This window comes from Nocardioides ureilyticus, assembly GCF_051280745.1.
GTDB lineage: Bacteria > Actinomycetota > Actinomycetes > Propionibacteriales > Nocardioidaceae > Nocardioides.
In genome coordinates, this window is record NZ_JBNCOG010000018.1 from 47,193 (window position 1) to 60,858 (window position 13,666).

Genomic DNA, 13,666 nt, shown 5'->3' on the forward strand with positions numbered 1-13,666 from the left:
CGCTTGCTTGGGTAGGGTCGACCTCACCGCACACCCGATGAGGAAGCAGGAGCAACCGCAGTGACTGTTCGCGTAGGCATCAACGGGTTCGGCCGGATCGGCCGCAACTTCTTCCGCGCCGTCCGGGCGTCGGGTCTCGACATCGAGATCGTCGCCGTCAACGACCTGACCGACAACACGTCGCTGGCCCCGCTGCTCAAGTTCGACTCGATCCTCGGCCGGCTCGACGCCGACGTGACGGCGACCCAGGACGAGATCCGGGTCGGCGACCAGGTGATCAAGACCTTCGCCGAGCGCGACCCGGCGAACCTGAAGTGGGGCGACCTGGGCGTCGACGTCGTCGTCGAGTCCACCGGCTTCTTCACCGACGCCACCAAGGCGCGCGCCCACGTCGACAACGGCGGCGCGAAGAAGGTCATCATCTCCGCCCCGGCCTCGAACGAGGACGTCACCGTGGTCATGGGGGTCAACCACGAGCAGTACGACCCCTCCGCGCACACGGTCATCTCCAACGCCTCCTGCACCACCAACTGCCTGGCGCCCATGGCGAAGGCGCTCAACGACGAGCTCGGCATCGTCAAGGGCCTGATGACGACGGTCCACGCCTACACCGCCGACCAGAACCTGCAGGACAACATCCACAAGGACCTGCGCCGCGCCCGCGCCGCCGCGATCAACGTGGTCCCCACCTCCACCGGTGCCGCCAAGGCGATCGGGCTCGTGCTCCCCGAGCTCAAGGGCAAGCTCGACGGCTACGCGCTGCGGGTCCCCGTGCCGACCGGCTCCGCGACCGACCTCACCTTCGAGGCCGGGCGCGAGACCAGCGTCGAGGAGGTCAACGCTGCGGTCGAGAAGGCCGCCGACGGCCGGTTCCTGCGCTACTCGACCGACCCGCTGGTCTCCTCCGACATCGTGACCGACCCGGCGTCCTGCATCTTCGACGCCCCGCTGACCAAGGTCATCGGCAACCAGGTCAAGGTCGTCGGCTGGTACGACAACGAGTGGGGCTACTCCAACCGCCTCGCGGACCTCATCGACTACATCGGCGAGACCCTCTGACCGTGGCGGACCACACCACCCTCGCCGACCTCGTCGAGCAGGGCGTCCGCGGCCGGCGCGTCCTGGTCCGCTCGGACCTCAACGTGCCGCTCGACACTGCTCCTGGCGGCGGGGCGAGGATCACCGACGACGGCCGGATCCGTGCGAGCGTCCCGACCATCCGCGCCCTGGCCGAGGCCGGTGCCCGGGTGGTCGTCACCGCCCACCTCGGCCGTCCGAAGGGCGCGCCCGACCCGGCGTACTCCCTGGCGCCGGTGGCCGAGCGGCTCGGCGAGCTGCTCGGGCAGGAGGTCGACTTCGCGACCGACACCGTCGGGGACTCCGCCCGCGACACCGTCGCGGCGCTCTCGGACGGGCAGGTCGCCGTGCTGGAGAACGTCCGCTTCAACGCGGGGGAGACCAGCAAGGACGACGCCGAGCGCGGCGAGTTCGCCGACCGGCTCGCGGCGCTGGCCGACGTCTTCGTCTCCGACGGGTTCGGCGTCGTGCACCGCAAGCAGGCCTCGGTCTACGACGTGGCGCAGCGGCTGCCGCACGCGATGGGCACGCTCGTCGCGGCCGAGGTGGACGTGCTCCGTCGGCTCACCGTCGACCCGGCCCGCCCCTACGTCGTGGTGCTCGGCGGCTCGAAGGTCTCGGACAAGCTCGGGGTCATCGACAACCTGCTGGGGAAGGCCGACAAGCTGCTGATCGGCGGCGGCATGGTCTTCACGTTCCTCCGGGCCCAGGGCCACGAGGTCGGCAAGAGCCTCCTCGAGGAGGACCAGGTCGAGACCTGCCGCGAGTACCTCCGACGCGCCGCGGACTCGGGGGTGGAGCTGCTGCTGCCGAGCGACGTCGTGGTCGACACGGCGTTCCCCGGGGGCGACGCCACCCCGACGCCGCGCGTCGTGCCGGCCGCGGAGATCCCCGCCGACAGCCTCGGCCTCGACATCGGCCCCGACTCCGCCGCCGCGTTCGCGGGCGCGCTGTCCGGCGCCCGCACCGTCTTCTGGAACGGCCCGATGGGGGTCTTCGAGGTGGAGGCCTTCGCCGAGGGCACCCGCGCCGTCGCCCGCGCCCTCACCGAGGCCTCCGGCTCCGGGGGCCTCACGGTCGTCGGTGGCGGCGACTCGGCCGCCGCCGTGCGGACCCTCGGCTTCGACGAGTCGTCGTTCGGCCACATCTCGACCGGGGGCGGTGCGAGCCTCGAGTACCTCGAGGGCAAGGAGCTCCCCGGCATCAAGGTCCTGGAGGACTGACCCATGGCTAAGCAGACCCGGACCCCGCTCATGGCGGGCAACTGGAAGATGAACCTCAACCACCAGGAAGCGGTGGTGCTGGTCCAGAAGCTGGCGTGGACGCTCGCGGACAAGCGCCACGACTTCTCCAAGGTCGAGGTGGTCGTCGTGCCGCCGTTCACCGACCTGCGGTCGGTGCAGACGCTGGTCGACGGCGACCGCCTCCAGGTGCGGTACGGCGCCCAGGACGTCTCCACCCACGACTCGGGCGCCTACACGGGGGAGATCTCCGCCTCGATGCTGGCCAAGCTCGGGTGCTCCTACGTCGTCGTCGGCCACTCGGAGCGGCGTGAGCACCACGGGGAGACCGACGAGGTCGTCAACGCCAAGGCGCACAAGGCGCACGAGGCGGGGATGACGCCCATCGTCTGCGTGGGCGAAGGTCTCGAGACGCGGCAGGCCCGCGGCCATGTCGACTTCTGCGTCACGCAGGTCACCGGCTCCCTGGCGGGCTTCACCGCCGAGCAGGTGGCCGGCCTGGTCGTCGCCTACGAGCCGGTGTGGGCGATCGGCACCGGTGAGGTGGCCACGCCCGAGGACGCCCAGGAGGTCTGCAGCGCACTGCGCTCGTGCATCCGGGACTCCCACGGCGACGAGGCGGCCGACGGCGTGCGGGTGCTCTACGGCGGCTCCGTCAAGGCCGCCAACGTCGCCGGGATCATGGCCCAGCCGGACGTCGACGGGTGCCTGGTGGGCGGTGCGAGCCTGCAGGTCGAGGAGTTCAGCGGCGTCTGCCGGTACTACGACATGCCGGTCCTCTGACCAGCCGACTCGTTGACGTAGGATCGGTAACTGTGCAACTCCTCTTCACTGTCGTGCTCATGATCACGAGCGCCCTCATGATCCTGCTCGTGCTGCTGCACAAGGGTCGTGGCGGTGGTCTGTCCGACATGTTCGGCGGGGGCGTCTCCAGCTCGCTGGGCGGCTCCTCGGTCGCCGAGCGGAACCTCGACCGGCTCACGGTCGGCATCGGCGTCATCTGGTTCGCGACCGTCATCGCGCTGGGCCTCATCATGGCCTACCAGGGCTAGGCCCTCGGACAACCCCGAGAAAGGGACATCACGTGGCTGGTGGAGGAAATGCGATTCGAGGCAGCCGGGTGGGGGCCGGCCCGATGGGCGAGGCCGAGCGGGGTGAGGCCGCGCCGCGCCAGGCGGTGACCTACTTCTGCTCCCACGAGCACCGCTCGGTGGTGACGTTCTCGGTGGAGGCCACGGTCCCGGAGTCCTGGGACTGCCCGAAGTGCGGGCTGCCCGCCAGCCTCGACTCGGAGAACCCGCCGCCGGCCCCGAAGATCGAGCCCTACAAGACCCACCTGGCCTACGTGAAGGAGCGCCGCTCCGACCAGGAGGCGGCTGACATCCTCGACGAGGCGCTGCAGCTGCTCCGCTCCCGCCGCAAGTCCGGCGACCTGATCTTCTGAGCGCCCGCAGTCCGAGCTCGCGAGGACTGCGAAGCAGGCGCCAGGTCGAGCAGCCGCGCGACCGACGATGGAGGTCGCGACCGGCGTGTCGGGACCAGCGCCCGCGCCCCGAGCCCGGCGAGGGCCTACAACCGCGACGCGGCGGCCCGGTCGAGGAACCAGATGGTCTCCTCGGTGCCGGTGGCGCCGACGGCCGGTACGTCGTGCCGGTCGGCCGCCTCCCCGGGCTGGCCTGCGCGACCGGCCAGTGCCCGTGCGACGGCCTCGGCCTTGCCGTCGCCGCTCACCAGGAACCACAGGGCGCGGTTCCGGTTGAGGGCCTCGTAGGTCAGCGTGACCCGCTGCGGGGGCGGCTTGGGGGAGTCGTGCACCGCCACGGCCGACCGGCCGGCCGCGTCGAGGGCCGGATGGCCCGGGAAGAGCGAGGCGACGTGCGCGTCCGGGCCCAGGCCCAGCATGACCACCTCGAAGCCGGTGCCCTCCCCACCCAGCTCGGCGTCCAGCGCTGCGGCGTACCGCTCGGCGGCCTCCTCGACCGAGTCGCACCGGTCCGCCGGCGGAACCTCACGGACGTTCCGGTCGGGGATTCCCACGGCGTCGACGAAGGCAGCCCGCGCCTGCCCCGCGTTGCGGTCCGGCGAGGAGTGCTCGACGAAGCGCTCGTCGCCCCACCACAGCACCACGCGGTCCCAGTCGACCGCCGACTCCGGTGCGAGCCGGGCGACCTCGCGGTGCACCACGTCGGCGAAGGTGCCGCCGGTGAGCGCGACGTGCGGCTGCCGGCCGGCCTCCTGGGCCTCCTCGAGGCGGGTCAGCAGCTCACCGGCGACGGCGGTCGCCAGCGTCTGGTCGTCGTCGTGGACCTCGATCCGGGGGGTGCTCATGGGGTGCTCCTGCTCTCCGCCAGCCGTCGGGCCGTGGCGGCGTAGACGTCGTCCTCGTCGAGCCTGCGCAGCTCCTCGGCGAGCAGCTCGGGCAGCGAGCGCCGCGTGAGGGCGACCGGTCGGTCGGGGCGGCCGGGGGTGCGGAACGTGGCGAGCCGGCCGTCCTCGCGGGTGATGCTGATCGGCCCCTCCTCGGTGTCCAGCACGACCTCGGTGATGCCGGGGCCCGGCAGGTCCTTGCGCGTGACGGCCACCTCGAGGCGGTCGGCGAGCCAGGTCGCGAGCAGGTCGGCGCTCGGGTTCTCACCCTCGGCGGTCACGGAGCCACCGGTCACGCGCAGCTGGTGCTGGTCCAGTGCCGTGGCCAGCAGGGCTCGCCACGGGGTCACCCGCGTCCAGGCGAGGTCGGTGTTGCCCCGGACGTACGCCGCGCACTGCTGCCGCAGCGTCCCGCGCGCGCCCCGGCCGGCTGATCCGGCGTCGGTGATGCGCCGTCGGGCCAGGGCTCCGATGGGGTCGGCGGCCGGGTCGGGCGGTGCGTCGGCGGGCCACCAGACGACCACGGGCGAGTCGGGGAGCAGCAGCGGGAGGACGACCGACTCCGGGTGCTCGACCACCTCGCCCCGCAGGCGGACGATCGCCGTCTCGCCCGTCCAGCCCGAGCCCGTGCCCACCTGGGCGTCGACCGTGGAGCTGCCGTGCCGGTCGCCGAGGACGACGCCGAGCACCCGGGCCGGGTGCTCGTGGGACGAGGTGCGGGCGACCTCCATCGCCTCGGCCGCCCGGTCCTCGCCGACCACGACCACGAGGGTCATGACCATGCCCATCGCGGGAGACCCCGCGCGGCTGCGGGCGCGGACCAGCTCCGCCGCGATCGCCGAGGCGGTGGTGTCGGTCAGCTCGATCACGGCCGCCTCCAGGTGTGCCCGGCGCGGGCCAGCACGGCGTCGGCCGAGGGCGGTCCCCACGTGCCGGCGGGGTACGGCTCCGGGGCGCCCTCGCGCGCCCAGTGCTCGAGCACCGGGTCGAGGATCTGCCAGGAGAGGTCGACCTCCTCGTGGCGCGGGAAGAGGGGCGGGTCCCCGAGGAGCACGTCGAGGACCAGGCGTTCGTACGCCTCGGGGGAGGACTCGGTGAACGAGCCGCCGTAGGCGAAGTCCATGTTGACGTCGCGGATCTCCATGGTGGTCCCCGGGACCTTGGAGCCGAAGCGCACCGTCATGCCCTCGTCCGGCTGGACCCGGATGACGACGGCGTTCTGCGTGAGCTCCTCGACCGACTGGGCGCCGAAGGGATGGTGCGGCGCGGACTTGAGGACCACGGCGACCTCGGTGACGCGGCGTCCCAGGCGCTTGCCGGTCCGGAGGTAGAAGGGCACCCCGGCCCAGCGCCGGTTGTCGACGTGGAGGGTCACCGCGGCGTAGGTCTCGGTGGTGGAGTCCTCGGCGACCCCGTCCTCCTCCAGGAAGCCGGGGACCTTCCGGCCGCCGGCCCACCCCTCGGCGTACTGCCCGCGGGCGGTGGTGAGGTCCAGCCGCTCCGGGAGCGAGACGCTGCGCAGCAGCTTCTCCTTCTCCGACCGGAGGCTGTCGGCGTCGAAGGAGACCGGTTCCTCCATCGCCACCAGCGCCAGCAGCTGCAGCAGGTGGTTCTGGATGACGTCGCGGGCCGCGCCGATGCCGTCGTAGTAGCCGGCGCGACCGCCGATGCCGCCGTCCTCGGCCATGGTGATCTGCACGTGGTCGACGTACCGGGCGTTCCAGAGCGGCTCGAACATCGCGTTGGCGAAGCGGATGGCCAGGATGTTCTGGACGGTCTCCTTGCCGAGGTAGTGGTCGATCCGGAAGACCGACTCCGCCGGGAAGACCTCGGCCAACGTCGCGTCGAGCCGGCGGGCCGACTCCTGGTCGTGGCCGAACGGCTTCTCCACGACGACCCGGCGCCACGAGCCCGCACCGCCGTCGGCCAGGCCGTGCCTGGCGAGCTGGCCGACGACGTCGCCGAAGGAGCCGGGCGGGATCGCGAGGTAGAACGCGTGGTTGCCATCGGTCCCGCGCTCCTCGTCGAGCTCGTCGACGGTCCGCCGCAGGTGGCGGAAGGCGGCGTCGTCGTCGAAGGTGCCGGGCACGAAGCGGAGCCCCTCGGCGAGCTGCTGCCACACCTCCTCGCGGAACTCGGTGCGCGCGTGCTCCCGGACGGAGTCGTGGACGACCTGGGCGAAGTCCTGGTCGGACCAGTCCCGGCGCGCGAAGCCCACCAGGCTGAAGCCGGGTGGGAGGAGGCCTCGGTTGGCGAGGTCGTAGATCGCGGGCATCACCTTCCGGCGCGAGAGGTCGCCGGTGACGCCGAAGAGGACGATGCTGCACGGACCGGCGATGCGCGGCAGGCGCCGGTCACGCGGGTCGCGGAGCGGGTTGCGGTACGTCGTCACGGCTGGCGGTGCTGCCGGTAGTAGGCGATGAGCGCCCGGGTGGAGGCGTCCTGACCGGCCAGCGCGCCGGCGTCCCCGCTGAGCGCGGGGCCCACCTCCTGGGCCAGCTGCTTCCCGAGCTCGACGCCCCACTGGTCGAAGCTGTCGATCCCCCAGACCACGCCCTGGGTGAAGGTGACGTGCTCGTAGAGGGCCACGAGCTGGCCCAGCACGGACGGGGTCAGGGCCGGCGCCATGATCGACGTCGTCGGACGGTTGCCCGGGAAGACGCGGGCCGGCACGACGTCCTCGGCCGTGCCTTCCGCCCGGACCTCCTCGGCGGTCTTGCCGAAGGCCAGCGCCCGGGTCTGGGCGAGGAAGTTCGCCAGCAGCAGCTCGTGGACGTCCACGTCGCCGTCGCGGAGCGGATGGCTCGGCTGGGCCACGGCGATGAAGTCGGCCGGCACGAGCCGGGTGCCCTGGTGGATGAGCTGGTAGAAGGCGTGCTGGCCGTTGGTGCCCGGCTCGCCCCAGAAGACCTCGCCGGTGTCGGTGGTGACCGGCGTGCCGTCCCACCGCACGCGCTTGCCGTTGGACTCCATCGTCAGCTGCTGGAGGTACGCCGGGAAGCGGTGCAGCAGCTGCGAGTAGGGGAGGACCGCGTGGGTCTCGGCGCCGAGGAAGTCGGTGTACCAGACGTTGAGGAGGCCCATGAGGACGGGGACGTTCCGCGCCGGCTCGGCCGTCCGGAAGTGCTCGTCCATCGCGTGGAAGCCCGCCAGCAGCTCCGCGAACCGGTCGGGGCCGATCGCGATGACCAACGAGGTCCCGATGGCCGAGTCGAGGGAGTACCGCCCGCCGACCCAGTCCCAGAACCCGAAGGCGTTGGCCGGGTCGATGCCGAAGTCGGCGACCTTGTCGAGCGCGGTCGAGACGGCGACGAAGTGGCGCCGCACGGCCTCGGCGTCGTCCCCGGAGTCACCGTCGTGTGCGGAGGCGCGGAGACCGTCGAGCAGCCACTGGCGGCACAGGCGGGCGTTGGTGAGGGTCTCCAAGGTCCCGAAGGTCTTGCTCGAGACGATGAAGAGGGTCGTCGCCGGGTCCAGGCCGGCGAGCGTCGTGGCGGCGTCGGTCGGGTCGATGTTGCTGAGGAACCGGCACTCCAGCCCCTCCTGCCGATAGGCCGCCAACGCCTCGTAGGCCATCACCGGCCCGAGGTCCGAGCCACCGATGCCGATGTTGACCACGGTGCGGATCGGCTGCCCGGTCACGCCCGTCCACTCACCGCTGCGGACCTTCTCGGCGAAGGCGTAGACCCGGTCGAGCTCGGCGTGCACGTCGGGCACGACGTCCTGGCCCTCGACGCTGGGCCTCCGGTCGGGCGAGGCGTCCCGCGGCAGCCGCAGCGCGGTGTGCAGCACCGCGCGGTCCTCGGTGACGTTGACCCGCTCACCGCGCAGCATCGCCTCGCGGCGCTCCGCGACCCCCACCTCGTCGGCGAGGTCCAGGAGCGCCGCGAGCACGTCGTCGTCGACCAGGGACTTCGAGAGGTCCACGAGGAGGTCGCCCGCGGTGAAGGAGAGCCGGTCGACCCGCTCGGGATCGCGGGCGAACCAGCTCCGGAGGTCCGGCGCGAAGTCGGCAGCCAGGGCCGACAGCCGGGACCAGGCGCGGGTCGACGTCGGGTCCACCGGCGCGTCGGTCATCCCGCGACGTTCTCCATCTGCGTGCGGACGGTCTCGACCAGGTCGGTCCACGAGCCCTTGAACTTCGCGACGCCCTCCTGCTCGAGCACGAGGAGCACGTCGTCGACGTCGATGCCCAGCTCGGTGAGGCGCTCCAGGATGGCGCGCCCCTCGCCGGCCCGGCCGGTGACGACGTCCCCGAGGACCTCGCCGTGGTCGGCGAAGGCCTCGAGCGTCTTCTCCGGCATCGTGTTCACCGTGCCGGGCGCCACCAGCTGCGTGACGTACATGGTGTCGTCGTAGTCGGGGTTCTTCACCCCGGTCGAGGCCCACAGCGGGCGCTGCACGTTCGCGCCGGCGTCGGCGAGCGCACGCCAGCGGTCGGAGGCGGTGACCTCCTCGAAGGCGCCGTACGCGACGAGCGCGTTGGCGACCGCCGCCTTGCCGCGCAGGGCGAGCGCCACGTCCGAGCCGACCGCCTCGAGCCGCTTGTCGACCTCGCTGTCGACCCGGGAGACGAAGAAGGAGGCCACCGAGCGGATGGTGGAGAGGTCGCGCCCGGCCTCGCGAGCCTGCTCCAGGCCGGTGAGGTAGGCGTCCATCACGGCGCGGTAGCGCTCCTCGCTGAAGATGAGGGTCACGTTGACGCTGATGCCCTCGGCGATCGCGGTGGTGATCGCCGGGAGGCCCTCGAGCGTCGCCGGGATCTTGATGAGCGCGTTCGGCCGGTCCACGGCCTGCCAGAGCTTGCGGGCCGAGGCGATGGTCGCGTCGGTGTCGTTGGCCAGGTCGGGCTCCACCTCGATGGAGACCCGGCCGTCGTCAGGGGTGCTCTCGGCCACCGGCGCGAGCACGTCGCAGGCGTTGCGGACGTCCTCGGTGGTGAGCTCGAAGATCACCTCGTCCACGGGCCGGCCCTCGGCGACGAGCCGGCGCACCTGCTCGTCGTACCGCTCACCCTCCGCGATCGCGCTCGCGAAGATCGTCGGGTTGGTCGTCACGCCCACCACCGAGCGGTCCTTCACGAGCTCGGCGAGGTTGCCGGTCTCGATCCGCTCGCGCGACAGGTCGTCGAGCCAGATGGACACTCCTGCGTCCGCCAGGGCCTTCATACGGTCACTCATGAACTACCTCCTGAGGTCGGTGGGTCGGTACCCCGGCGGTCCCGTGCCAGTCCCCGGGAACGGGTGCTGCGCGGGCTCGCTCAGTCGCGGGACAGCCGGACGCTGTCCCGGGCGGCGTCGGCCACGGCCTGGCCGGTGATGCCGTACTCCTCGTAGATGCGGGCGAAGTCGGCCGACGCGCCGTAGGTGTCGATGGAGACGATCCGCCCGTGATCGCCGACGATCTCCCGCCAGCCCTGCGCCACGCCGGCCTCGACGGAGACGCGGGCCTTGACGGTCGGCGGGATGACGGACTCGCGGTAGGCCGGCTCCTGCTCGTCGAACCACTCGCGGCACGGCATGGAGACCACGCGGGCGCGGATGCCGTCGGCGGCGAGCAGCTCGCGGGCGGCCACCGCGACCTGCACCTCGGACCCGGTGCCGACGAGGACCACGTCGGGCTGGCCGGAGCCGTCCTCGGTGTCCGGGGCGTCGATCAGCACGTAGCCGCCGCGGTGGACGTTGCTGGTGTCGCTGAAGCCCTCGGCCCCTCGCGGGAAGACGGGGACGTTCTGGCGGGTGAGCGCGATGCCGGCCGGGCGGTCGGTGCGCTGCAGCACGGCCTTCCAGGCGGCCGCGGTCTCGTTGGCGTCGGCCGGGCGGACGACGTCCAGGCCGGGGATGGCCCGGAGCGCCGCGAGGTGCTCGATCGGCTGGTGGGTCGGTCCGTCCTCGCCGAGGCCGATCGAGTCGTGGGTCCACACGTAGGTCACGGGGAGGCCCATGAGCGCTGCGAGCCGGACCGCTCCGCGCATGTAGTCGGAGAAGGTGAGGAACGTGCCGCCGAAGACGCGGGTGCCGCCGTGCAGCGTGATGCCGTTGAGGATCGCGCCCATGCCGTGCTCGCGGATGCCGAAGTGCAGCACGCGGCCGGCCAGCGGGTCGCCCTGCCACAGGTTCGTCGACCGGGACTCGGGCACGAAGGAGGGTGCGTCCTCGATGGTGGTGTTGTTGGACTCCGCGAGGTCGGCCGAGCCGCCCCACAGCTCGGGCATGACCTTGGCGACCGCGTTGATGACCGCGCCGGACGCCTTCCGCGTGGCGATGCCCTTCGAGTCCGCGTCGAAGGTGGGCAGGACGTCGTCGATGTCCTCGGGCAGCGCGCGGGTCTGCATCCGCTCCCAGGTGGCCACGGTCTCGGGGCTGGCCGACTCGCGCCAGGCGGCGAAGCGCTCCTCCCACTCCGCCTGCCACTGCTTGCCCCGGGCGACGAGCGACCGGGTGTGCGCGATGACGTCCTCCGGCACCTCGAACTGCTGCGCCGGGTCGAACCCGAGGATCTCCTTGGTGGCGGCGACCTCGTCCTCGCCGAGCGCCGACCCGTGGGACTTGCCGGTGCCCTGGGCGTTCGGCGCGGGCCAGGCGATCACGGTGCGCAGGACGATCAGGCTCGGCTGGTCGGTCACCTCGCGCGCCGCGGCGATGGCCGCGTGCAGGGCCGGCACGTCCTCGACGTACGTCGTGGCGTCCTGCGTCCAGTCGACGGTCTGCACGTGCCAGCCGTAGGCCTCGTAGCGCTTCGCGACGTCCTCGGTGAACGCGATGTCGGTGTCGCCCTCGATCGAGATCCGGTTGGCGTCGTAGACGACGGTGAGGTTGCCGAGCTTCTGCGTGCCGGCGATGGAGGAGGCCTCGGCGCTCACGCCCTCCTGGAGGTCGCCGTCGCTGGCGATGGCGTAGACGTGGTGGTCGAAGAGGGACTCCTCGGACCCCGGGTCGAGCAGGCCGCGCTCGCGGCGGGCCGCCATCGCCATGCCGACGGCGTTGCCGACGCCCTGGCCGAGGGGGCCGGTCGTCGTCTCGACGCCCGCGGTATGGCCGTGCTCGGGGTGGCCGGGGGTCTTGGAGCCCCAGGTACGCAGCGACCTGAGGTCGTCGAGCTCGAGGCCCCACCCGCCGAGGAAGAGTTGGGTGTACAGCGTGATGGAGCTGTGGCCCGCGGAGAGCACGAAGCGGTCGCGGCCGTGCCAGTGCGGGTCGGCCGGGTTGTGGCGCATCACCTTCTGGAAGAGCAGGTACGCCGCGGGGGCGAGGCTCATGGCGGTGCCGGGATGACCGTTGCCGACCTTCTGCACCGCGTCCATCGCGAGCACCCGGGCGGTGTCCACCGCCTTGTCGTCGACGTCGGTCCAGTCGAGGTCGGGCACAGTCGTCACGGGGAACCTTTCGGGGAGTCGTGCAGAGAGTTGTCGCTCACACCGGGTGAGCGACGGCTCGGGCACTTCCGAGCCTACTCACGCCTCCGGCTAGACTCACACCCGCTCCACGAGCCCGCCGGCGAGTGCCGGAGAGCAGCTCGACACCGCTCCCGATCCCACCGAGGACCCCGTGACCTACGTCGGCCAGCCGGCCACCGCCGCCGAGCGGCACGCGTCCGAAGGGCCGACCCCGAGGGCGTCGGTGCGCGACGTCGTCGCGGCGTACGTCGGTCTCACCAAGCCGCGGGTCATCGAGCTGCTGCTGCTCACCACGGTGCCGGTGATGTTCTTCGCCGACCGGGGCGTCCCCGAGCTCGGCCTGGTGCTGGCCACGGTCCTCGGCGGCACGTTCTCGGCCGGCTCCGCGTCGGTCTTCAACTGCGTCTACGACCGCGACATCGACGAGCAGATGCGCCGGACCCGTCGGCGAGCGCTGCCCCGGCACATCGTGTCCCCGGCCGCCGCGCTCGTCTTCGGCGCCGTGCTCGCCGTGCTGTCGACCGTCATCCTCGCGGTGTGGGTGAACCTGCTCTCGGCGGCGCTCGCCCTGGGGGCCAACGCCTTCTACGTCTTCGGCTACACCATGCTGCTCAAGCGGCGCACCACCCAGAACATCGTCTGGGGCGGGCTGGCCGGGTGCTTCCCGGCCCTCATCGGCTGGACCGCCGTCACCGGCGAGCTGTCGTGGGTGCCGGTCGTGCTGTTCATGGTGGTCTTCTTCTGGACCCCGCCGCACACCTGGGCGCTGGCGCTGCGCTACCGCGAGGACTACGCGAACGTCGACGTGCCGATGCTGCCCGTCGTGCGCTCGGCCCGCGAGGTCGGCCGGCAGATCGTCCTCTACAGCTGGGTGATGGTGGCCACGTCGCTGCTGCTGTGGCCCGTGGCCGGCACCGGTCCGGCGTACCCGGTCGCCGCCGCCGTGCTGGGTGCGGTCTTCCTGCTCGAGGCGCACCGCATGCACGCCCGAGCGCGCGGCACCGAGGACCTCGCCGTCATCCAGCCGATGCGGCTGTTCCACTCCTCGAACCTCTACCTCACGCTGCTCTTCGTCGCCGTCGCGCTGGACCCGCTGCTCAGCCGCTGACCGCGGGCTACGCGACGGCCAGAGATACCGCGTCAGCCTGCCTGGGCGACCGTCCACCGCGGCGCGCCAGCGAGCTCGCCACACCTTGCGGGCAGCGGCCGAGACGACGGCCCGGACACCGCGCCACCAAGCGCGACGGCGTCGCCCTCGCGGTAGGTCCGGCCGGCGTACCGAAGCCCTTCATCGCTCCACTCCACCTCGTCCTCTGGGAAGTATGGGAGATAGCGCTCGCCAAGGTCCGTCTCGACGAGGAAGCAGCCACCGACGACGCGCACGACGCCTTCCAGGAGTGCACTGTTGCCACCTTCTCCGAAGGCCTCATAGGTGCCCACGTGGTCGGCGACCTGGTCAGCGCTGGCGGACGGACCCCAGCCGCATCCTCCGCATGCAACAGCGAGCACCAGCGCGCCTCCGGTCAGGAGGGGACGAACTCGGCTCACCCGCACAGCGCGCAACTCTGCCACGGTCCGTTCCTAC

13 protein-coding genes are annotated in these 13,666 nt (G+C 72.1%); 6 read left to right on the plus strand and 7 right to left on the minus strand.

Features of this window, described 5'->3' with window-relative positions; genetic code table 11:
* Positions 1-60 precede the first annotated feature (60 nt).
* The 5 genes from gap to ACSMHG_RS11825 are packed head-to-tail and all read left to right on the plus strand — an operon-like array spanning position 61 to position 3,762.
* Positions 61-1,059 carry a type I glyceraldehyde-3-phosphate dehydrogenase gene (gap, locus tag ACSMHG_RS11805; RefSeq protein WP_435745137.1) on the plus strand — a complete coding sequence of 333 codons (999 nt, stop codon included), beginning with the start codon at positions 61-63 and terminating at the stop codon, positions 1,057-1,059.
* A 2-nt stretch (positions 1,060-1,061) separates the two neighbouring features.
* Positions 1,062-2,300, plus strand: a complete 1,239-nt coding sequence (locus ACSMHG_RS11810) for a phosphoglycerate kinase (protein ID WP_435745139.1) — start codon at positions 1,062-1,064, stop codon at positions 2,298-2,300.
* Positions 2,301-2,303: 3 nt separating this feature from the next.
* A complete protein-coding gene (gene tpiA / locus ACSMHG_RS11815; protein WP_435745141.1) occupies positions 2,304-3,101 on the plus strand; it encodes a triose-phosphate isomerase in 798 nt (265 codons plus the stop codon).
* A 32-nt stretch (positions 3,102-3,133) separates the two neighbouring features.
* On the plus strand, positions 3,134-3,370 hold the full coding sequence (secG, locus tag ACSMHG_RS11820) for a preprotein translocase subunit SecG (RefSeq protein ID WP_435745143.1): 237 nt from the start codon (positions 3,134-3,136) through the stop codon (positions 3,368-3,370).
* Positions 3,371-3,402: 32 nt separating this feature from the next.
* Positions 3,403-3,762: an RNA polymerase-binding protein RbpA gene (locus ACSMHG_RS11825; RefSeq protein WP_435745145.1), complete on the plus strand. Its 360-nt coding sequence runs from the start codon at positions 3,403-3,405 to the stop codon at positions 3,760-3,762.
* 125 nt (positions 3,763-3,887) lie between these two features.
* Here the strand turns inward: ACSMHG_RS11825 and pgl are convergent, their stop codons facing one another.
* From pgl to tkt, 6 genes are all read right to left on the minus strand, one after another.
* The gene (gene pgl / locus ACSMHG_RS11830) at positions 3,888-4,646 is read right to left on the minus strand and encodes a 6-phosphogluconolactonase (RefSeq protein WP_435745147.1); all 759 of its coding nucleotides are present in this window, start codon (positions 4,644-4,646) and stop codon (positions 3,888-3,890) included.
* Entirely contained in the window at positions 4,643-5,554 is a 912-nt protein-coding gene (locus tag ACSMHG_RS11835; RefSeq protein WP_435745149.1) for a glucose-6-phosphate dehydrogenase assembly protein OpcA, read from the minus strand. The genes pgl and ACSMHG_RS11835 overlap by 4 nt, the downstream gene beginning before the upstream one ends.
* Positions 5,551-7,077: a glucose-6-phosphate dehydrogenase gene (zwf, locus tag ACSMHG_RS11840; RefSeq protein ID WP_435745151.1), complete on the minus strand. Its 1,527-nt coding sequence runs from the start codon at positions 7,075-7,077 to the stop codon at positions 5,551-5,553. Before zwf ends, ACSMHG_RS11835 begins: the two co-directional genes overlap by 4 nt.
* Positions 7,074-8,762: a glucose-6-phosphate isomerase gene (gene pgi / locus ACSMHG_RS11845; protein ID WP_435745154.1), complete on the minus strand. Its 1,689-nt coding sequence runs from the start codon at positions 8,760-8,762 to the stop codon at positions 7,074-7,076. The genes zwf and pgi overlap by 4 nt, the downstream gene beginning before the upstream one ends.
* Entirely contained in the window at positions 8,759-9,865 is a 1,107-nt protein-coding gene (gene tal, locus ACSMHG_RS11850; RefSeq protein WP_435745156.1) for a transaldolase, read from the minus strand. The genes pgi and tal overlap by 4 nt, the downstream gene beginning before the upstream one ends.
* An 80-nt stretch (positions 9,866-9,945) precedes the next feature.
* Positions 9,946-12,060, minus strand: a complete 2,115-nt coding sequence (tkt, locus tag ACSMHG_RS11855) for a transketolase (RefSeq protein ID WP_435745158.1) — start codon at positions 12,058-12,060, stop codon at positions 9,946-9,948.
* A 172-nt stretch (positions 12,061-12,232) separates the two neighbouring features.
* Between tkt and ACSMHG_RS11860 the strand changes: the two genes are divergently transcribed.
* Positions 12,233-13,189 (plus strand): heme o synthase, encoded by a 957-nt coding sequence (locus ACSMHG_RS11860; protein WP_435745160.1) that lies wholly within the window; start codon positions 12,233-12,235, stop codon positions 13,187-13,189.
* Positions 13,190-13,221: 32 nt separating this feature from the next.
* Here the strand turns inward: ACSMHG_RS11860 and ACSMHG_RS11865 are convergent, their stop codons facing one another.
* A complete protein-coding gene (locus ACSMHG_RS11865) occupies positions 13,222-13,653 on the minus strand; it encodes a hypothetical protein (protein ID WP_435745162.1) in 432 nt (143 codons plus the stop codon).
* Positions 13,654-13,666 lie beyond the last annotated feature (13 nt).